The sequence below is a fragment of the Streptomyces sp. NPDC024632 genome (assembly GCF_055559175.1).
The window spans coordinates 166,133-186,669 of sequence record NZ_JBVHLD010000002.1; the positions used below are offsets into that span (position 1 = coordinate 166,133).

Sequence of the window (20,537 nt, forward strand, 5' to 3'; positions counted from 1 at the left end):
GGGGATTCGCGGGCGGCGGGTACGGGCGGCGGCGGGTTTACGGTGCGGCGGCGTCAGACCGCGGGCTTGTGCTCGGCCGGGGGCTTGTGTTCGGCCGGGGGCTTGTGCTCGGCGACGGCGGCGAATTCCTCCACCGTCAGCTCCTCGCCCCTGGCCTGCGGGGAGACCCCTGCGGCCACCAGCGCGGCCTCGGCGGCCGGGGCCGAGCCCGCCCAGCCGGACAGCGCGGCGCGCAGCGTCTTGCGGCGCTGGGCGAAGGCCGCGTCGACGGCGGCGAAGACCTCTTCGCGGGTGGCGGTGGTCTTCGGCGGGTCACGCCGGGTCAGCGAGACGAGACCGGAGTCGACGTTGGGCGCGGGCCAGAACACATTGCGGCCGATGGAACCGGCGCGCTTGACCTCCGCGTACCAGTTGGCCTTCACCGACGGCACTCCGTACACCTTGTTGCCCGGCCCCGCGGCCAGCCGGTCGGCGACCTCGGCCTGGACCATCACCAAGGTGCGCTCGATGCTCGGGAAGGCGGCGAGCATGTGCAGCAGGACGGGCACCGCCACGTTGTACGGCAGATTCGCCACCAGGGCGGTGGGCGGCGGCCCCGGCAGTTCCGTCACCCGCATCGCGTCGCTGTGCACCAGGGCGAAACGGTCGGCCCGGTCCGGCATGCGCGCGGCGACGGTCGCGGGCAGCGCTGCGGCCAGCACGTCGTCGATCTCGATCGCGGTGACCCGGTCGGCGGCCTCCAGCAGCGCGAGGGTGAGCGAGCCGAGTCCGGGACCGACCTCGACGACCGCGTCCTCGGGGCGCACCCCGGCGGTCCTGACGATCCGCCGCACCGTGTTCGCGTCGATGACGAAGTTCTGCCCGCGCTGCTTGGTGGGGCGCACCCCCAGTGCCGCGGCCAGTTCACGGATGTCGGCCGGTCCGAGGAGGGCGTCGGGATCTGTCGTACTCACACCCGCAAGAGTACGGGGCGGCCGGGGCCGCCCTCGCGGACCGGACCTAGGGCCTGTCCGGCCCTAACCGCCCAGGTGCCGCCCGCAGACCGGCCAGGGAGCCGCGCCGCGCTGGACGTACAGCTTCTTGGCCCGGTAGGTCTGCTCGGCGGCGGGGGCGTCCTGGGGGCGGCCCTGGCCGCCGATGCTGTGCCAGGTGTGCACGTCGAACTGGTAGAGCCCGCCATAGGTGCCGGTCGCGTCCACCGCGTCGGGTCTGCCGCCCGCCTCGCACTGCGCGAGGCCGCCCCAATTGAGGCCGTCGGCGCCCGTGACGGCGGTGGGCAGCGGCCTGGTGCCGACGCGTACGACCTCGGTGACCGGTTCGCGCGCGGTCACCGACTCCACGACGCGCGGGCGCTCCCGGACGCCGTTGACGGTGCGGTAGGCGTAGGTGACGCGGCGGACGCCGTCGCGGCCCGGCCGGTCCACGGCCTCGGTGCCCTGCGCGAGCGTCGCGTCGGTGTGCTTGCGGGTGCGGAAGGGGATCGGTTCCTCGCGGGTCTCCTGGTGGCCGGAGATCCGCAGCACCGAGACGGTCTGGCCGTCGCGGGGGAAGCTGTCGGCGTCCACGGAGGTGGCGTCCTGGCCGCCGAGGGTGACGCCCGCGTCCGCGACGGCCTGCCGGACGGTGGCGGCGTTGGTGCGCACGGTGTGCTCGCGGCCGTCGGCCAGGACGGTGACCGTACGCTCCGTGCGCACGTCGAGGAAGAGGCCGTGGCGGCCGATGGACGCGTCGCGGGAGGCGTTGAGATACGCGCCCTCGGCCCGTACGCCGAGCTGCCGCAGCGCTTCCGCGACGGTCTTGCCGGTCGTCCACACCCGCTGGTGACGGCCGTCCACGGTGAGCGTCAGCGGACGGCCGTAGCGGACCACCACGTCGTCGCCGTCGTGCAGCGCCTCGCCCGGCGCCGGCGCCACGATGTCGTGGTCGCCCACCTCGACGCCCTGCTCGTGCAGCACGTCGGCCACGTCGTCGGCGAAGGTGTGCAGCGTGCGCGGCCGGCCGTCCACGGTCAGCCGTACCGCCTTGTCGGCCAGCACGTACGCGCCGGTGCCGCCCGCCAGGACCGCCATCACCAGCGCCCGCGGCACGATCGCGCGGCCGGTCCGCCGGACGGCGGCCGCCGGATTGGCGGCGGCTCGGTGTGTGCCCTGCGTATTGCTCACGACGGCTCGCTCCACGGCTGCGGGGTTCCGGTGCGGGGAACCGGGAACGTAGCCGACTTGTCGCCACCGGCCAAGCGCTCGCCGTCACGTGGCGTCGTCACCTCCGGTCGCGCGAAGTCACCTGTCCGGGTGAGCGCGTGGAAACGTCAGTAGGCGAACGCCCTGGCGGTGTTGGCCGCGACGGCCGTCGCGAGGGTGTCCTCGTCGATGCCGCGGGCCGCCGCCATCGCACGCAGCGTGACCGGAATGAGGTATGGCGCATTCGGCCGTCCGCGGTAGGGCACCGGGGTGAGGAAAGGCGCGTCGGTCTCCACCAGGAGGCGGTCGAGCGGGGCGACGGCCACCGCGTCGCGCAGATTCTGCGCCGACTTGTAGCTGACGGTGCCGGCGAAGGAGAGGTAGAACCCTTGCGCCGCGCAGACTTCGGCCATCTCGGCGTCGCCGGAGTAGCAGTGGAAGACGACGGTGTCCGGGGCGCCCTCCTCGTCGAGGATGCGCAGCACGTCGGCGTGCGCCTCGCGGTCGTGGATGACCAGCGCCTTGCCGTGCCGCTTGGCGATGTCGATATGGCGACGGAACGAGTGCTGTTGGGCGGCGACACCGTCGGGCCCGGTGCGGAAGTAGTCCAGGCCGGTCTCGCCGACGCCGCGCACCTGGGGAAGGGCGGCGAGCGCGTCGATCTCGTCGATCTCCCGGTCGAGCCCCTCGATGCCGCGCGGCGCCTGCGGGCCCCCGTAGGAGCCCTCGGGCGCTCCGTGGACGATGCGGGGCGCCTCGTTCGGGTGCAGGGCCACGGTGGCCCAGATCGCGTCGTGGGCGGCGGCCGTCTTCGCCGCCCAGCGGGAACCCGCGAGATCGCACCCCACCTGGATGAGGGTGTCGACGCCGACCGCGGCGGCCTGGGCGAGGGCCTGGGGAACCGTGCCCGGCTGCATGTCGAGGTGGGTGTGGGAATCGGCGACCGCGACCCGCAGCGGCTCGGGCGCCGGCGGGGCGGACTTCTTGTCGTCGGCCTTGGCGTTCTTGTCGGGCATGGCCCCGATCCTAAGGACGCGGGGCCGTCGTCCTGTCAGGCGGTGTCGGCTCCCCCGGACTGCTCATCGCACTGGAGGCCGGGCTGCGCTCCGGGCTGGGTGTCGGGCCGCCCGCCGTGCTTGCCGTGCTGCTTGGCGTGCTTGCCGCGCTCCCCGTGTTTGCCGCGCTCCCCGTGCGGCTTGCGGTGCAGGAAGTGCAGGACCGACCAGTGGTGCTCGCGGCGCACACCGCGGTCGCCCCGCGGGTGGGCCCATACGGAGGCGACGCCGGAGACCTGCCCCGAGCGCATGATGCGTACGTGCGTACCGCCGCAGTTCAGGCACGCCGGGCGGGTGAGCGGTGACGGCACCCTCGCGCCGTCCGCGAGGTAGACGACGAAGGCGTGGCCGGACGCGTCCACATGGTGCTCGATCTCGTACGCCTGCTCCCAGCCGTGGCCGCAGTTCAGGCAGGCGAAGGCGTACGCCTCCGCCGCGTTCCGGCCCGCCTCCTCGCGCGCGGCGGCCGCGCGGTCGGGTGCGGCGGCCGGGCCGTCGGGTGCGGGGGCGGTGACGGTCACCGTGACGGGTACGGCGGGCGTACCCGGTGCGGCGGCGGCGACGGGACGGGGATCGCTTCCGATGGTCTCGCTCATGGCAGCTCCTGCGTGCCCTCCGGACACGGTGTCCGGAGCGGGACTTTGCACCTACCAGCGAACGCCCGATTTGCCCGCTCCGCAGGAGATGCGCCCGACTCTTGAGCCAGATTTGGGCCCGTATGTGGCAGATGGCGGATATTGCTTTGCCATGCATACGGTTTAGGTTCTTACGGCGTCAAAAGGGCGGCCCGTCGGGATTGTGCGCCCGGGAATCAGGGCATCAGGCGGCGGATTCCGCGAACGGCGGTCGCCGGGCCGTCAGAAAACGGTCCTCGGACCGCAGGCCGCCGCGCCGTCAGAAAACGGTCCTCGGGCCGCACGCCGCCGGGCCGTGCGGAGTCCCGGTCCTCAGGCGCCCGGAGGCAGTTCGCCGGTCCGCTTGGCGGCGACGACGGCGTCGAAGACCTCCCGCTTGGGCAGGCCCGCCTCGGCGGCGACCGCCGCGATGGCCTCCTTGCGCCGCTCGCCCGCCTCTTCCCTGGCCGCCACCCGGCGGACGAGTTCGGCCGGGTCGAGGTCGGCGGGGCCGGGTTCCGGCGCGCCTTCCACCACGATGGTGATCTCGCCGCGCACCCCCTGCGCCGCCCACAGCGCGAGCGCCTTCAGCGGCCCGCGCTTGACCTCCTCGTACGTCTTGGTCAGCTCCCGGCAGACCGCCGCCCTGCGCTCCTCGCCGAACGCCTCCGCCATCGCCGCCAAGGTGTCGTCGATCCGGTGCGGCGCCTCGAAATACACCAGGGTGCGGCGATCGGCGGCGACCTCGCGCAGCCGCGACAGCCGTTCGCCCGCCTTGCGCGGCAGGAAGCCCTCGAAACAGAAACGGTCCACCGGCAGCCCGGAGACCGCCAGCGCGGTCAGTACGGCCGACGGGCCCGGCACCGCGGTCACCTTGATGTCGCGCTCGACGGCCGCCGCCACCAGCCGGTAGCCGGGGTCGGACACCGACGGCATCCCCGCGTCCGTCACCAGCACGACCCGCGCGCCGCCCTCCAGCGCCTCGACCAGCTCCGGGGTGCGCCCGCTCTCGTTGCCTTCGAAGTACGAGACGACCCTGGCCGTCGGGTGCACGTCCAGCGCGTGCGTGAGACGGCGGAAGCGGCGGGTGTCCTCCGCGGCGATCACATCGGCGGCGAGCAGTTCCGCGCTGAGGCGGGGCGGGGCGTCGGCGGGGTCGCCGATGGGGGTTCCGGCCAGAACGAGGACGCCGACGGCTGAGGTGGTCACGCCCCCAGCCTCCCACCTGCCCGCCGTATCCCCTCAATCGCGCCCAGCGCCCAGCGTCCAACGCCCACCGCCCCGCGCCCCCCGCCCCGCTCCTCGGAGCCGGCCGCACGGCGCGTGACCAGGATCACGCCGGGGGCCCTCGCCCGCCCCCGCGGCCCCGCACGAACGGCATCGGCCCCGATCCCGGCCGCCCCACCGCCCGGAAACCGCCCGGACACGGCCCGCGCACCCCTGGTTACCGGCCGGGATTGCGGACAAACCCGGGCGGTGAGCCCGGACCTCATCGCTTTCTCAGGGGGTTTCCCTACGATGGGCCGGTGACAAGTGAGACCGCGACGCAGGACCGGGCCGACGAGGGCTTTCGGGTGGAGGCGGAGTCGAGCGCGTGGGCGCGACGACTGCGCCGGTTCGGCTATGCGGAACGGACTCGGATCGACACCCGCGACCGCCTCGTACCGCCGTTCCCCGAGCCGGGCACCCGGATGTGGGAGGCGCTCGGCCTCGGCCCCGTCGCGGCCCACCGGGTGGCGAAGTGGAGCGGCTGGCTCGGCCCGCTGCTGGTCGCCGTCTTCGCCGGGGCGATCCGCTTCTGGCACCTGGGCAACCCGCGTGACGTCGTCTTCGACGAGACGTACTACGCCAAGGACGCCTGGTCGCTGCTGAAGCTCGGCTACGAGGGCACCTGGCCCGACGGCAAGGTCTCCAACCCGCAGATCCTGGCCCACCCCCAGGTGATCCCGCTCTCGGACGCGCCCGGCTATGTCGTGCACCCGCCGATGGGCAAGTGGGTGATCGCGGTCGGCGAGTGGATGTTCGGGCTCAACCCCTTCGGCTGGCGCTTCATGATGGCGCTGATCGGCACGCTGTCCGTGCTGATGCTGTGCCGGATAGGGCGACGGCTGTTCCGCTCCACGGCGCTCGGCTGCGTGGCGGGCACCCTGCTCGCGGTCGACGGACTGCACTTCGTGATGAGCCGGATCGCGCTGCTCGACCTCGTCATCTCCTTCTTCGCGCTCGCCGCGTTCGGCTGCCTGCTGATCGACCGCGACTGGTCGCGGGCCCGCCTCGCGCGCGCCCTGCCCGTCGACGAGAGCGGTTACGCGGGACCCGACCGGCAGGTCGGCGACCGGACGGGCATGGGCTGGCGGCCCTGGCGGATCGCCGCCGCCGTCTGCCTCGGCCTGGCCTGCGCCAGCAAGTGGAACGGCCTGTACTTCCTGGCGGTCTTCGGCATCATGACCGTCGTCTGGGACATCGGCTCACGCCGCCTGGCCGGCGCCCGCCGCCCGTACCTCGCCGTCCTGCGCAAGGACCTGGGCTGGGCCGCGCTGACGATCCTGCCGGTCGCCCTGGTGACGTATCTGCTCTCCTGGTCCGGCTGGTTCCTGTCCGACAACGCCTACGGACGGCACTGGGCGGACGCCCGCGGCGGCACCTGGTCGTGGATCCCGGCCCCGATCCGCAGCCTGTGGCACTACGAGGTGCAGGTCTACGACTTCAACGTCAATCTCCAGACCCCGCACCCCTACCAGTCCAACCCCTGGAGCTGGCTCGTACTCGGCCGCCCGGTCTCGTACTTCTTCCAGTCCCCCAAGAACGGCGAGGACGGCTGCCACGCGGCGGCCGGCTGCTCCCGCGAGATCATCGCGCTGGGCACGCCCCTGCTGTGGTGGTCCGCCTGCTTCGCCCTCATCTACCTCGTCTACCGCTGGGCGATGCGCCGCGACTGGCGCGCGGGCGCCATCCTGTGCGCGGCGGGCGCCGGTTACCTCCCCTGGTTCCTCTACCAGGACCGTACGATCTTCTTCTTCTACGCCGTCGCCTTCGTCCCCTACCTCTGCCTCGCGGTCGCCATGATGATCGGCGCCTTCCTCGGCCCACCGAGCGCGAGTGAGGGCAGACGTATGTGGGGCGCGGTCGGCGCGGGCACGCTTGTCCTATTGATCATCTGGAATTTCATCTACTTCTTCCCGATCTATACCGGTATGACGATTCCGTACAGCAGTTGGCAGGCCAGGATGTGGTTCGACTCCTGGGTCTGACCGGGGTCCGGGGGGCCGGGGTCCGAGCGTGGGGTCCGAGCGCCGAGCGCCGGGGGGCCGGACAGCGCTACGGCGCCGGGCTGAGTTTTCCTGGGGCGGGTGAGGGTCCCGGGAGGGCTGTTTCCGTACGAACCCGTGCCCGGACTGAGACCTTCCTCCGCACAGGGGTCCCGTAGGGTGCTACAGCGCGCGTTCCTTGAACGCGTTCAAAGGGGAGGGGGAGGTCTCGTGCCCATGTCACGGGGTGTCAAGTCGGGGATCATCGGCACGGTGTTCGTCGGAATGCTCGTGGTCGCCGGGTACGGCGCCTACAACGTCTACGACTCGCTGGAGGGCGGCGGCGGGGGCGGCGGCAAGTCCGCGCGGCCCAAGCCGACGCCGGTCAACACCGCGCCGCCGAGCGCCGCCGAAGTCACCGACGTCGGGGACGACTTCCTGACCGCGTGGTCGTCGGGCGACATCACGCGGGCGGCGGCCCTGACCGACTCGGTGCGGACGACGACGGCCGCGCTCACCGCGTACAAGACGCAGGCCCATGTGACGTCCGTGCAGCTCACCCCCGGCACACCGGCGGCGACGACCACCACGACCATGCCGTTCACGGTGACCGCGCAGGTCACGTACGACGGCGTCACCACCCCCTGGAGCTACCGCTCGTCGCTGACCGTCGTACGCGGCGCGAGCGGGAAGCCGGTCGTGCGGTGGAAGCCGTCCGTGATCAGCCCGGAGCTGGGCGACGGCGACCAGCTCGTCACCGGTCACGCCAAGGTGCCCGAGGTGGATGTCGTGGACCGCAAGGGGCGGGTGATGGACCCGGCCGACTATCCGTCGCTGAGCCGCATCATCCCCGACCTGCGCACGCGGTACGCGGACAAGCTGGGCGACGGCACCCCCGGCATCGAGACGTACGTCCAGAAGGCGGACGACTCGGCCGGCAAGACGCTGAACGTGCTCAAGAAGGGCAAGCCCGTACGGCTGGACACCACGCTCGACGCCACGATCCAGAAGGCGGCCGAGAAGGCGGTGGCGGGCAAGGACAAGTCCGGGGTGACCGCCGTCGACACCACGAACGGCGCCATCCTGGCGGTCGCCTACGGCCCGGCGTCCGGCACCGACTACGCGTTGCAGGACAAGGCCGCGCCCGGCTCGACGTTCAAGATCGTCACGGCGGCGGCACTGCTCCAGCGCGGTCTGACGCCGTCCTCGCCCGCGAAATGCATCAATGGTGCGAACTACGGTTACGGCAAGGCGTACAAGAACGACGGCGGCATGAACAACCCCGGCGCCTCGCTGCAATGGGACTTCATGAAGTCCTGCAACACCGGCTTCATCCTCCAGGCGAAGACGCTCGGCGCGACCGGACTCGTGGACACGGCCGAGCAGTTCGGCCTGACGCAGGGGTGGAACATCGGCACCGTGTCCCAGGACCCGGTGGTGCCGGGCGGCACGGGGGACGAGCTGACGTCGGAGATGATCGGACAGGGCACTCTTCAGATGAGCCCGCTCATCATGGCGTCCGTCGCCGCGACCGCCAGCACCGGTGACTTCCACCAGCCGCGGATCGTCGCCAAGAGCCTCATCGAGGGCCCCATCGCCACCGCCTCCGGCATCCCGTCGAAGACGACGCAGTATCTGCGGCAGATGATGCGCGCGACCATCACCAGCGGCACGGCCAGCGGTGTGATGAGCGGATTCGGCCCCAACTCCGGTGCCAAGACCGGCTCCGCCGAGACCGACACCTCCGCGGAGGCCAACGGCTGGTTCACCGCGTACGCGGGCCATGTCGCCGCCGCCGCCGTCGTCCACAGCGGCGGTCACGGCAACCAGTCCGCCGGCCCCATCGTGGCGGCCGTGCTGCGCGCCTCCTGACCCGCCGATGCGTCCGTCGCACCGCCCGAACCGGCCCAGCCGTCTGAGCGGTCCGCGCCGTACGAGCAGCCCCGGCCGTTCGAGCCGCGGATGACGCCGTTGGTCGTCGCCGTCGTCCTCACCGCCGCGATCACGCACGCCGCGTGGAACGCCATCGCGCACGGCATCAAGGACCAGGTCCTCGCCTTCACCCTCGTGGGCGGCGGCGGGGCCCTGTGCGCCCTGGCCCTGCTGCCCTTCGCGGCGGTGCCGCACGCGGGCGCGTGGCCGTATCTGATCGCGTCGGTGGTCATCCACCTCGCCTACCAGTACCTGTTGATGCGGTCCTTCCAGCTCGGCGAGTTCGGGCAGGTCTATCCGATAGCCCGCGGCATCGCGCCGCTCGCCGTCACCGTGCTGGCGGCCGTCTTCGTCGCCGAGCGGCCGGGCCCCTGGCAGACCGCGGGCGTCATCACCTCCTGCGCCGGACTCGGCGGCGTCGCCCTGTGGGGCCTGCGCGGCAAGCGCCCCAACTGGCCCGCGCTGACGGCAGCCGCCGGTACGGGACTGACCATCGCCGGGTACACGGTCGTGGACGGCGTCGGCGTGCGCGCCTCCGGCAGCTCGCTCGGCTACATCGCCTGGCTGCTGCTGTTCCAGGGCCTGGTGATCCCGGCCGTGGCATTCTCTGCGCGCCGCAGAGAATTGGCCGCGCAGCTAAGACCCGTCGCCCTGCGCGGCCTCCTCGGCGGCGCCCTGTCCCTCACCGCCTACGGCCTCGTCCTGTGGGCCCAGACCCGCGCGCCGCTGGCCCCGGTCGCCGCCCTGCGCGAGTCCTCGATCATCGCGGGCGCCGCCATAGGCGCGCTGTTCTTCAAGGAGCACTTCGGCCGTCCCCGTATGGTCGCCGCCGTGGTGGTCGTGACCGGCATAGGTCTGATGCTGCACGCGAGTTGACGCTCACCCGGACAGGCCGCGCAGCTTGTCGGGGTTGACCTGGAAGCGCAGTTCGTGGATGCGGCCGCCGGCGGCGAGCTCGAAGGTGAGGGCGCCGGCGGGCGCGCCCTGCAGGGTGAAAAGAACACCCGGCCGGCCGTTGACGGCGGCCGGTGCGGCGGTGATCGCGGCCAGTTCGGGCTTGCCCAGGACGCCGAGGACCCACCGGGCCACGTGGTCGGCACCGCGCAGCGGGCGGGTGGCGGCCGTCACCTTGCCGCCGCCGTCGGACCATGCGGTCACATCCGGGGCGAGCAGCGCCAGCACCGCGTTGAGGTCGCCGCCCGCGCAGGCCGCGAGGAACTTCTCGGTCACCGCCGCGCGGGTGGCGTCGTCGGCGTCGTAACGGGAGCGGCGCGCCTGGATGTGCGCGCGGGCGCGGTGCGCGGTCTGCCGTACGGTCGGCTCCGCGCGCTCCACGGCCGCGGCGATCTCCGCGTACTCGTAGCCGAAGACCTCGCGCAGCACGAACACCGCGCGCTCCAGCGGGCTGAGCGTCTCCAGGACGACGAGCATGGCCATGGACACCGAGTGCGCCGTGTCGGTGCGGTCGGCGGCGTCGGGCCCGGTCAGCAGCGGTTCCGGCAGCCACGGGCCGATGTACGTCTCGCGGGTGGCGCGCGCCGAGGTGAGCCGGTTCAGGCAGAGCCGCGAGACCGTACGCACCAGGTAGGCGGTGGGGTGGCGGACATCGGCGCGGTCGGCGCGCGCCCACCGCAGCCAGGTGTCCTGGAGTACGTCCTCGGCGTCGGCGACGCTGCCCAGGAGGTGGTAGGCGGTGGAGAACAGCAGCCGCCGATCGCGCAGGAAGGCGTCGTGCTCGCGCGCGCCGCCGAGGTCGCCCTGTGGGCGCTCGTACGTGCCGCCCGTGCGCCGTTCCCCCGTGTCGTCCGTCATCCGCTCAGGCTGGCAGCAGCGGCCCGGCCCCGGCAACCGGCCCGGCGGCGATCGCCCGCACGCCCTGCGCGCTGTCGCGGTACGACGGCCGCCAGCCCAGTTCTGCCGCCGCCTTCGCGCTGTCCAGTTTCAGCCGGGTCCCCATGATCGCGCGCATCAGCGGGGTGGCGCGCAGTACCCAGGCCGGTACGGTCAGCGGGCGCGCCACGCCGTACGCGTCGGCGACCGCGCGGATGTGGGTGGCGAAGCCGAGCGGCCGGTCGTCGCCGATGTTGTACGCCTGCCCCGGCCGCCCCGAGGTGACGGCGAGCGCGACCGCGCGGGCGGCGTCGCCGGCCTCCACCCACGACACCTGGCGGTGGGTGTCGTCGACGACCGGCATGGTGCGCTTGCGGAGCAGTGGCAGCATCAGGGTGTCGGTGACGCCGGCGCCGTAGAAGAGGCCGAAGCGCAGGGCGACGCCCTCGACGCCGTCCGCGCCCAGGACCAGCTCCTCGTTGACGCGCATGGCGGCGACGTGCCGCTCCAGGTGCTTGTCGTCGCTGTGCGGCCCGAAGGGTGTGCCCGCCTCGGTGACCGGACCCTCACCGTGGTCGCCGTACCCGTAGCCGAACATCATCGACTCCGTGACGCAGCGCCACGCGCCGGTCGTGCGGGCCGCCTCCAAGAGGTGCCGGGTTCCGGCCGTACGCAGCGTATTGGTGCCGTCCATGTCCCGGTGCCTGGTCATGGACTTGCCGGACAGCGCGGTCGCCGCGTGCACGACGACGTCGAAGCGGAGCCCGTCGACCGCGCGCAGCAGCGCGTCACGGTCGAGGAGGTCGGCGCGGATGTCGTGGGACGCGCCTCTGCCGAGCTGTACCACCTGGTGCCCGGCGGCTGTCAACTCCTTCGCGGCGGAACGTCCCAGGACGCCGCTGCCGCCCGCCAGCAGAATCCGCAGGCCCCCGCCGCCCGTGCGCCGGTCGCTTCCCGTGTCCTTCGCAGCGTCCATGCCGTCCGTCCCTCGTCCCGTGCCGGGGCCGGACCCACACACGCCGGCCGCCTCGTCGATGCCCATAGGACAAACGGCCCGGCGCCTGCGTGACAGAAGCGGAGGTGACCTGCGTCACTCTTTCCCGGCGGCGCCGACGGCGGCTCCCGCCGCGGCTCCTACGGCGCCTCGTCGTCGTCGGCGGTCCCGGCCGACAGCGCGTGGGTGAACCCCGGATTCGCGGAGAGGATGCCGCCTTCGACCGGCAGCGTGACGCCGGTGATCCAGGACGCGTCGGCGGAGGCCAGGAAGGTGACGGCGGCGGCGATGTCGGCGGGTTCGCCGACGCGGCCGAGCGGGTACAGCCCCGCGGCGGTCTCCAGCATGGACTCGCGGCCCGCCCACGCGGGCGTGCGGATGGTGCCGGGCGCGACGAGGTTGACGCGGACGCCGCTGGCCGCCGCGTGCACGGCGAGCGTGCGGGTCAGGGAGATCAGTCCCGCCTTGGCCGCGCTGTAGGAGTGGTTGCCGAAGTACGACATGCCGTTGACCGAGCCGATGTTGACGATCGCGCCGCGCCCGTCGGTCGCGGCGGCCAGGTGCGGCAGCGCGGCGCGGGAACAGCGCATGGCGCCGGTCAGGGTGACGTCGAGGTCGCGCAGCCAGTTCTCGTCCGGCTCCTCGGTGAAGTCCTCGGAGTGATCGCTGCACGAATAGGCGTTGTTGACGAGGACGTCGAGGCCGCCGAAGGCCGCCACCGCGTGTCCGACCGCCGCGTCCACGGCCGTACGGTCGGCGACGTCGCACCCGACCGCCTCCGCCCGTCCGCCGTCCTCGCGGATCGAGGCGGCGGTGCGTTCGGCCGCTTCACCGTTGAGGTCCGCGAGGAGTACGGCGGCGCCTTCCGCGGCGAATCTGCGGGCCGTCGCCTCGCCGATGCCCCGCGCGCCGCCGGTCACCATGACGGTGTAGGTCGCGAATCGTTGCCCTGAATACGCCGCCGCAGCTGTCCCGTTACGCACCATCGGGTCAGCGTAGGCACTCCCGTACCGCCCTGACCAGGGCTTGGGCACGGGGATCCGCGGTGACGTTCTTCTGCATGCCGTTGGTGACGTAGCCGAAGCCGATTCCGTTCGCGGGGTCCGCGAAACCGAGGCAGCCGCCGCGGCCGGGATGCCCGAAGGAGCCGGGCGCCAGCAGCGGGGACGCCGGGCCGTGCAGCATGTATCCCAGGCCGAATCGAGTGTTGACGATCAATACTCGATCCGGCCCCTCGGACTCCACGGTCCGGGCGGCGGTGAGCGTGGCGGGCACGAACAGCCGCGGCCCGTCGGTCTGTTCCCCGATCAGGGCCGCGTAGAAGCGGGCCAGCGAGCGCGCGTCGGTGATGCCGTTGGCGGCGGGCAGCTCACCCGCGCGATAGGCGGGGTCGTTCTCGTCGGGCCGCGGCGAGATCGCCCCGAAGGCGCGCATGGTCAGCGACTCGGGGTCGGCGTACGCGTCCTGCACGGACCGCTTGGGCCGGGCCCGCAGCGCGCCGGAGACGGCCGGTTCGGGCGTGACGGTCTCGGCGGTCCCGCCCACCCGGTGCGCCTGCCCCGGCGGCAGCCCCACCCACAGGTCGAGGCCGAGCGGCCGGGCGATCTCCTCCGCGACGAAGCGGCCGACCGTCCGCCCCGACGCGCGCAGCACCAGCTCCGCGACCAGCCAGCCGTAGGTGTGCGCGTGGTATCCGTGCGCCGCGCCCGGCGGGAACTGCGGCTTCTGCGCGGCCACCGCGCGCGGCCCCGTCGTGCCGTCGAGCGCCTGCTCCGGCGTCAACGGCGTGTCCAGCGCGGGCACTCCTGCCCGGTGCGCCAGCACGTCCCTGACGGTCACCCGCTCCTTGCCGTGCGCCTTGAACTCCGACCAGTACGCGCCCACCGGCGCGTCCAGATCCAACTGACCGCGCTGGTGGAGCAGCAGCAGACAGGCCGCGACCACGCCCTTGGTGGCCGACCGGACGATCTGCACGGTGTCCTCGGCCCACGGCTTCCCCGAGGGCTCCCCGGCCGCCGCGGCACCGCCCCACAGGTCGACCACCTTGCGACCGTGCCTATAGAGCGCGAAAGCGGCGCCGACATCCCCCCGGCGGGTGAAATTCTGCGCGAAAGCGGTACGTACCGGCTCCCAGCCGTCCTCCGCCGTGCCGTGGACGTCCGTGAACGCGTCCATGAATGCCGCCTCCGCCTGCCGCTCCGCCGGTCCACCCGCTGCACCGAACTCTGCGGCACCCATGGTGCACGACGAAGATGCGCGTTCTGTAAACAGGCGGTGGGACGGGCCGTATACGCGGCCGAGCGCGGGCGGCGGCGGGGCGGCACCCGTTCCCCACGATCGGCGGCGGAGCGGCACCCGTTCCCCGCGGCAGGAGCCGGAAAACCACCCGGGCCCGCGGCGGGCCCGCGACCCCGGCCGGAGATGTCCGGCCGGAGCGCGGGACCCGTCACGGGCCCGGTGGGGGGTCCGCTACGGGAGCGGCGGGTACGCGTTCTGCACGAGCTGGTGGAACTGCGCCGAGAACCAGGCACCCGCGAGCGGGGCGTTGGCCAGGGCACCGGTCGGGTTGTTGCCGTTGCGGGCGTTACCGGTGTAGGTCGGGTCGCACATCCGGTCGAAGCCCTTGCCCTGGTCGTTCGGGATCTGGGTGCTCGAACCGTCGGACTCACCCGGAGGCTTCACCCACACGTAGGCGTCGATACCGGCGGCGGGCGCCGCGGTCGGGCGCTCACCGATGCCGGCCCCGGACTGGTTGCACCAGTTGCCGGCGTGGATGCGGCGGTCGATACGGCCACCGTCGACGTAGGTGTCAACGGTCGTGGTCGCCCCGGGACCGGCGGGACGCGAGGCGCCGCCCCAGCCGTTGCGGGAGGTGTCGATCAGCATGCCGATGTTGGAGTTGAAGCCGTCCGACACCAGGAGGTTGCGCAGGGCCTGCGCGTAGCTCTGCTCATCGACGTATTGATTCCAGTCAACCCACTTGGACTGGCGAATGGTGGTGCCGTTCACGCTGTCCGTGACCTTGAAGTTCGGCTCCACGGTGGCGCTGTAGTTGGCCGTGTTGACGATGAAGCCCTGGACGTCGTTGACGGTGGCGCCACCGGTCTTCGCGGCCTTCAGGAACTCCTGCGCGGCGGGCGCCAGGTTGGTGTCCCAGCCGAGCCAGGCGTGGTGTCCGGCGTCGATGTAGTTGTACGTGTTGCCGATCGCGCCGAGCTTGGCGAGCGCGTAACCGACGCCGTTCTCGTAGTTGCCGTTGGCCTTCATCGTGGCGCAGGCGTCCGTCGAACCGGCGGTGCCGCCCGCGTTGGTGACCAGGTTGGGCAGCGAGTCGGGCTCGATGATGTTGACGATCCGCAGGCCCGCGTACTTCGGGTCCGACATGATCGCGGCGATCGGGTCGATGTACTCGGTCTTGTAGCGGCCGATCTCCGTCGCGCCCAGTTCGCCGTTGGAGGCGAGCGCGGCGCAGTCACGGCCGGGCAGGTCGTAGATGACCAGTTCGATGGTGAGCGGCTGGCCTGCGGCCTGCTGCACCGCCGCGTCCAGGTGGGCCTTGAGCCCCATGGCACCGTTGGTGCCCGCGATCGCCGCGATCCGGTCCAGCCACACCGCGGTGGACTGGTTGGCGATCTTCGATCCCCCGTCGGCCGCGGCCTTCGCGGACCAGTCCGGGTTCACGTAGCCCTTGGCGCCCGCGTACGGGTTGTCGACCCTGGTGCCGGGCGGCGGCGAGGTGGGCGGGGTGGTCGGCGGCGTCGTGGGGGGCGTCGTCGGCGGAGTGGTGGGGGGTGTGGTCGGGGGCGTCGTGGGGGGCGTCGTCGGCGGGGTGGTACCGGTGCCGCCGCCGCACACGACGCCGTTCAGGGTGAACGACGACGGCTTGGTGTTGGTGCCGCTGTACGAGCCGTTGAAGCCGAAGGTCGCCGTACCGCCGGTCGCCACCGCGCCGTTGTACGACAGGCTCGCCGCGGTCACGGCCGCGCCCGTCTGGCTCACGGTGGCGTTCCAGCCCTGGGTGACCTTCTGATTGCCGGGGAAGTTCCAGCCGAGTTGCCAACTCGTGATGGCCGGGCCGGTGTTGGTGATCGTCACCTGCGCGGTGAAGCCGGAATCCCACTGGCTCACGTCGTAGGCGACCGAGCAACCGGCGGTGGCCGCCGAGGCGGATGTCGTACTCATCGCGGCGACCACGCCGCCTGAGGCGACGACCATCAGGCCGGCCGCGAGCGCGGCGGTTCTGCGTCGGACTGTCGGGACTGCCATGTGCGAACAACCTCCATAGGGGGGATGGACCCCTCGAAACGACTTCGCGGGGTCATGGGAGGTGGTGCGGTGAAGCATGGTTCGGTTACACGCTCTTAACGTGGGAGCGCTCCCATAGTGGGCAGGCGGTCCGCTCCTGTCAATGCTTGGCGCTACGTCCATGGAGTTGGTCCCGGACGGGGGCCGGGCGCCAACACCTCTGAAACGCATGACGGTTGGCGGACCCGCCCGGACGGGCGGCCGGGTGCCGGGGCACGGAGGGAGCGCCGGGGGCGGAACCCCCGGCGCCCGCTCGCGCGTTATGCCGTCGCGGCCGCGGCGGCCCGCCCCGCCGCGCGCCCGGAGAAGATGCAGCCGCCGAGGAACGTCCCCTCCAGCGACCGGTATCCGTGCATCCCGCCGCCGCCGAATCCCGCGGCCTCGCCCGCCGCGTAGAGCCCGCTGAGCACCTCGCCGCGACCGGCCGCGCCGCCGTCCTCCGCGCCTTCCGACCCGCCGCGCAGGACGCGCCCTTCGAGGTCGGTCTCCAGGCCGCCGAGCGACTTCCGGGTCAGGATGTTGAGCCGCACGGCGATCAGCGGCCCCGCCTTCGGGTCGAGCAGCCGGTGCGGCGACGCGGTGCGAATGAGCTTGTCGCCGAGGTAGTTGCGGGCCCCGCGAATGGCGGTGACCTGCAAGTCCTTGGTGTACGTGTTCGCGATCTCGCGGTCGCGCGCCTCGACTTCGCGCCGTACGACCGCCTCGTCGACCAGCCCCTCGCCCGTCACGGCGTTCATCCCCCGCACCAGGGCGCCGAGGTCCTTCTCCACCACGAAGTCGACGCCGTGCTGCTTGAACGCCTCGACCGGCCCCGGCGCCCCCGGCAGCGCGCGCTTGAGCACGTCGCGCACGCTCTTCCCGGTCAGGTCCGGATTCTGCTCGGAGCCCGACAGTGCGAATTCCTTCTCGATGATCTTCTGGGTGAGGACGAACCAGGTGTACTCGTGGCCCGTCCCCATGATGTGCTCCAGGGTGCCGAGCGTGTCGAAACCGGGGAAGTACGGGACCGGCAGCCGCTTGCCGGTGGCGTCCAGCCACAGCGACGAAGGGCCGGGCAGGATGCGGATGCCGTGGCGGGCCCAGATCGGGTTCCAGTTCTCGATGCCCTCGGTGTAGTGCCACATCCGGTCACCATTGATCAACCTTCCGCCCGCCGCCTCTGTGATGCCGAGCATCAGGCCGTCCACGTGCGCGGGAACGCCGGAGAGCAGTTTGCCGGGCGGGGTGCCGAGCCGCTTGGGCCAGGCGGCCCGTACGAGATCGTGGTTGCCGCCGATGCCTCCGCTTGTGACGACCACGGCCTGCGCGCGCAGTTCGAACGCGCCCGCCGTCTCCCGCGAACTGGCCTCGCCGCGCGCCACGTCGCTGGCCACCAGGACCTCGCCGGTCACACCGTCCACGGCGTCGCCGGTACGGGTCAGGCCGGTCACCCGGTGCCGGAAGCGCAGTTCGACCCGCCCGCGCGCGACCTCGTCGCGCACCCGCTGCGCGAAGGGCGCGACGACGCCGGGCCCGGTGCCCCAGGTGATGTGGAAGCGCGGCACGGAGTTGCCGGGGCCGGTGGCCAGGAAGCCGCCGCGCTCGGCCCAGCCGACCACCGGGAAGAAGCGCATGCCGCGCTGGTGCAGCCAGGCCCGCTTCTCACCCGCGGCGAAGTGCACGTACGCCTCGGCCCAGCGGCGCGGCCAGTAGTCCTCGGGCCGGTCGAAACCGGCCGTGCCGAGCCAGTCCTGGAGCGCGAGGTCGGGCGTGTCCTTGATCCGCATCCGGCGCTGCTCGGGCGAGTCGACGAAGAAGAGCCCGCCGAAGGACCAGAACGCCTGGCCCCCGAGGGACGCCTCGGGCTCCTGGTCGACCAGGATCACCTTCCGTCCGGCCTCCGCCAGCTCGACCGTGGCCACCAGGCCGGCCAGCCCCGCGCCCACCACCACGACATCCGCGTCCAGCGCCATCCGACCGCTCCTTACTCGCCAGTAGTCAACGTAGTGACGAGCACGTTACGCGAGCGGCGGGCGCGGGTCAGCGGCATCGGGACCCCGCATAATCCGAGGCGCGGGGCGCCGACCCGGCTCGGTAGGATTCACGCCATGTCTGATGCCCCGCTCCGCGTCCGTTTCGCCCCCTCCCCGACCGGTATGTTCCACGTCGGCGGCGCCCGTTCCGCCCTCTACAACTGGGCGGTCGCCCGACAGTCGGGCGGCACCTTCGTCCTGCGCATCGAGGACACCGACGCGGCGCGCAACAAGCCCGAATGGATCGACGGCATCATCAGCGCGCTCGCCGCCATCGGCATCAGCGGCGCCGACCCCGCCTTCGAGGGCCCGTACTTCCAGTCGCACAACGCCGACCGGCACCGCGAGGCCGCCTCCCGGCTCCAGATCGAGGGGCGCGCGTACTACTGCGACTGCACGCGCGACATGCTCAAGGAGCGCACCGGCTCCGAACACCTCGGCTACGACGGCTTCTGCCGCGAGCGCGGGCTGGCGTACGAGCCGGGGCGGGCGATGCGTTTCCGCACGCCGGACGAGGGCGAGACGGTCGTGGTCGACCTGATCCGCGGCGAACCCGCCTTCCCCAACAGCTCGATCGAGGACTTCGTCATCGCCCGCGGCGACGGCTCCCCGGTCTTCCTGCTCGCCAACGTCGTGGACGACCTCGACGAGCGCGTCACGCAGGTCATCCGCGGCGAGGAGCACCTGTCCAACACGCCCAAGCAGCAGCTCCTCTGGGAGGCGCTGGGCGCCACCCCGCCCACCTGGGCGCACCTGCCGGTGATCGTCAACGAGAAGCGGCAGAAGCTCTCCAAGCGCCGCGACAAGGTCGCCCTCGAGGACTACCTCGCCGAGGGCTACCTGCCCGAGGCCATGGTCAACTACCTGATGCTGCTCGGCTGGGGCCCCGGCGACGACCGCGAGATCCTGCCCTACGAGGAGCTGGAGCGGCTCTTCCGCATCGAGGACGTCATCGGCTCCTCGGCCTTCTTCGACGTCAAGAAGCTCACCGCCTTCAACGGCGAGTACATCCGCGCCCTGTCCCCCGCCGCCTTCGTCAGCGCCTGCGCGCCGTGGCTGACCGCCCCGCACGCCACCTGGGACCCGCTGTCGTACGACGAGGCCGTCTTCGAGACCGTCGCGCCGCTCGCCCAGACCCGGATCGCCCTGCTGTCCGAGATCACGTCGTACGTCGACTTCCTCTTCCTCGACGAGCCGGTGCGCGACGACGCGTCGTGGTCCAAGGCGATGAAGGCGGGCGCGGCGGATCTTCTGCGCGACGCAGCCAATGAACTGGGCGCGCTTCCCGAGTGGTCGGCCAAGCCCCTGAAGGCGGCTCTGGAGTCCATCGGCGCCGCCCACGGCCTCAAGCTCGGCAAGGCCCAGGCGCCCATCCGCGTCGCCGTCATGGGCCGCACCGTCGGGCTGCCGCTCTTCGAGTCGCTCGAAGCCCTCGGCCGCGAGCGCGCGCTGGCCCGCCTGGAGGCCGCCCGCACTCGGCTGGAGTCGGAGACGCCCGCCGAGTCGTAAGACCCGCCACCCTGGCGCGGCGGGTCTTACACCGCCGCGCCGGACCCGGCATCGGGACCGGCCGCCGGACGGCGTACGGTCGCCGCCGTGACCGTTTACGACACCGCCCGGCGGCTCCCCGCCATCCCCGTGCTCCGTGACCACTGCCGCGCGCTGGCCATGCTGGAGGCGATACTCAGCCCGTCGTGGGAGAGCCGCTTCTACTCCTTCGACGCGCACTGGTCGGACGTCGAGGAGATGGCCTCCATGAGCAACGGCTCGGGCGACGAATACTCCATCGTCTTCTCCCCCCTCGGCGCCTACGTCCGCGGCTTCGCCCACGAGTCCCGGATGAGCCCCTACGTCGAGGACGGCCCCTGGCCCGGTGTCCTCGACGACGTGCCCGCCGTCTTCCGCCCCTGCGTCGAAGAGCCCGCCTTCAGCGACGAGGACGGCATGCCCGTCGTCACCGCCTGCCTCTGGCGGCAGGCCGCCGACACCGCGTGGCGGACCGGCGGCGCCATCGAGTTCCCCGACGCGCCCGACGGCGACCCCGACGGCGCCGGGCTCCTCTTCCCGCTGCTCACCGACCGCGACGCCGACGCCTACCGCGCCTTCGCCGAGGACTACTACGAGGTCCCGGTCGCCCCCGCTCCCGTCCACCACGTCCTCGCCCTGCGCCCGCTGACCGCCGAGGTCGTCACCACGCTCAACCCCGACCTCACGCTCCCCGAACTGGCCGACGACATCGCGGCCATCGGCTACCCGCGGCCGTAGCCGTAGCCGTAGCCGTTGCCGTAGCCCCATCACCTGACTACGTACGGCCGTCCGCGCCGCTCTCCGGGGCGGCGTGGGCCAGGCCCGCGCGGTAGGCGATGA

The 20,537-nt window shown here is 72.5% G+C and carries 16 protein-coding genes; 5 read left to right on the plus strand and 11 right to left on the minus strand.

The window, feature by feature from the left end; translation table 11 throughout:
* Nucleotides 1-53: 53 nt before the first annotated feature.
* The 5 genes from rsmA to rsmI form a co-directional block, all read right to left on the minus strand.
* Entirely contained in the window at nucleotides 54-953 is a 900-nt protein-coding gene (rsmA, locus tag ACZ37P_RS04080; RefSeq protein ID WP_391162323.1) for a 16S rRNA (adenine(1518)-N(6)/adenine(1519)-N(6))-dimethyltransferase RsmA, read from the minus strand.
* Between the two features lie 63 nt (nucleotides 954-1,016).
* Nucleotides 1,017-2,162, minus strand: a complete 1,146-nt coding sequence (locus ACZ37P_RS04085; RefSeq protein WP_401310345.1) for a ubiquitin-like domain-containing protein — start codon at nucleotides 2,160-2,162, stop codon at nucleotides 1,017-1,019.
* 146 nt (nucleotides 2,163-2,308) lie between these two features.
* A complete protein-coding gene (locus ACZ37P_RS04090) occupies nucleotides 2,309-3,196 on the minus strand; it encodes a TatD family hydrolase (protein ID WP_401310348.1) in 888 nt (295 codons plus the stop codon).
* A 35-nt stretch (nucleotides 3,197-3,231) separates the two neighbouring features.
* Entirely contained in the window at nucleotides 3,232-3,831 is a 600-nt protein-coding gene (locus ACZ37P_RS04095; protein WP_467344760.1) for a hypothetical protein, read from the minus strand.
* Nucleotides 3,832-4,182: 351 nt separating this feature from the next.
* Entirely contained in the window at nucleotides 4,183-5,058 is an 876-nt protein-coding gene (gene rsmI / locus ACZ37P_RS04100; protein WP_355337951.1) for a 16S rRNA (cytidine(1402)-2'-O)-methyltransferase, read from the minus strand.
* 317 nt (nucleotides 5,059-5,375) lie between these two features.
* On the opposite strand from rsmI, the gene ACZ37P_RS04105 reads away from it, so the two are divergent.
* From ACZ37P_RS04105 to ACZ37P_RS04115, 3 genes are all read left to right on the plus strand, one after another.
* Nucleotides 5,376-7,100 (plus strand): dolichyl-phosphate-mannose--protein mannosyltransferase, encoded by a 1,725-nt coding sequence (locus tag ACZ37P_RS04105; RefSeq protein ID WP_391043451.1) that lies wholly within the window; start codon nucleotides 5,376-5,378, stop codon nucleotides 7,098-7,100.
* Nucleotides 7,101-7,334: 234 nt separating this feature from the next.
* The gene (locus ACZ37P_RS04110) at nucleotides 7,335-8,969 is read left to right on the plus strand and encodes a penicillin-binding transpeptidase domain-containing protein (RefSeq protein ID WP_467344761.1); all 1,635 of its coding nucleotides are present in this window, start codon (nucleotides 7,335-7,337) and stop codon (nucleotides 8,967-8,969) included.
* Between the two features lie 90 nt (nucleotides 8,970-9,059).
* On the plus strand, nucleotides 9,060-9,905 hold the full coding sequence (locus ACZ37P_RS04115) for an EamA family transporter (RefSeq protein ID WP_401857320.1): 846 nt from the start codon (nucleotides 9,060-9,062) through the stop codon (nucleotides 9,903-9,905).
* A 3-nt stretch (nucleotides 9,906-9,908) separates the two neighbouring features.
* Here ACZ37P_RS04115 and ACZ37P_RS04120 read toward each other — a convergent pair whose 3' ends face one another.
* The 6 genes from ACZ37P_RS04120 to ACZ37P_RS04145 all read right to left on the minus strand — a co-directional run bounded on the left by ACZ37P_RS04120 (nucleotide 9,909) and on the right by ACZ37P_RS04145 (nucleotide 18,110).
* On the minus strand, nucleotides 9,909-10,841 hold the full coding sequence (locus tag ACZ37P_RS04120) for an RNA polymerase sigma-70 factor (protein ID WP_467344764.1): 933 nt from the start codon (nucleotides 10,839-10,841) through the stop codon (nucleotides 9,909-9,911).
* 4 nt (nucleotides 10,842-10,845) lie between these two features.
* On the minus strand, nucleotides 10,846-11,835 hold the full coding sequence (locus ACZ37P_RS04125; RefSeq protein WP_467344765.1) for an NAD-dependent epimerase/dehydratase family protein: 990 nt from the start codon (nucleotides 11,833-11,835) through the stop codon (nucleotides 10,846-10,848).
* 158 nt (nucleotides 11,836-11,993) lie between these two features.
* On the minus strand, nucleotides 11,994-12,839 hold the full coding sequence (locus ACZ37P_RS04130) for an SDR family NAD(P)-dependent oxidoreductase (RefSeq protein ID WP_467344767.1): 846 nt from the start codon (nucleotides 12,837-12,839) through the stop codon (nucleotides 11,994-11,996).
* A gap of 4 nt (nucleotides 12,840-12,843) precedes the next feature.
* The gene (locus ACZ37P_RS04135) at nucleotides 12,844-14,028 is read right to left on the minus strand and encodes a serine hydrolase domain-containing protein (RefSeq protein WP_467344769.1); all 1,185 of its coding nucleotides are present in this window, start codon (nucleotides 14,026-14,028) and stop codon (nucleotides 12,844-12,846) included.
* A gap of 294 nt (nucleotides 14,029-14,322) precedes the next feature.
* On the minus strand, nucleotides 14,323-16,119 hold the full coding sequence (locus tag ACZ37P_RS04140) for a glycoside hydrolase family 6 protein (protein WP_355337930.1): 1,797 nt from the start codon (nucleotides 16,117-16,119) through the stop codon (nucleotides 14,323-14,325).
* 299 nt (nucleotides 16,120-16,418) lie between these two features.
* Nucleotides 16,419-18,110, minus strand: coding sequence for an FAD-binding dehydrogenase (locus ACZ37P_RS04145; RefSeq protein WP_391162333.1), 1,692 nt, complete (start codon nucleotides 18,108-18,110; stop codon nucleotides 16,419-16,421).
* A 183-nt stretch (nucleotides 18,111-18,293) separates the two neighbouring features.
* Between ACZ37P_RS04145 and gltX the strand changes: the two genes are divergently transcribed.
* Nucleotides 18,294-19,679 carry a glutamate--tRNA ligase gene (gene gltX, locus ACZ37P_RS04150; RefSeq protein ID WP_467345219.1) on the plus strand — a complete coding sequence of 462 codons (1,386 nt, stop codon included), beginning with the start codon at nucleotides 18,294-18,296 and terminating at the stop codon, nucleotides 19,677-19,679.
* Between the two features lie 87 nt (nucleotides 19,680-19,766).
* Nucleotides 19,767-20,435 (plus strand): hypothetical protein, encoded by a 669-nt coding sequence (locus tag ACZ37P_RS04155; RefSeq protein ID WP_355337924.1) that lies wholly within the window; start codon nucleotides 19,767-19,769, stop codon nucleotides 20,433-20,435.
* The last annotated feature ends 102 nt before the right edge of the window (nucleotides 20,436-20,537 follow it).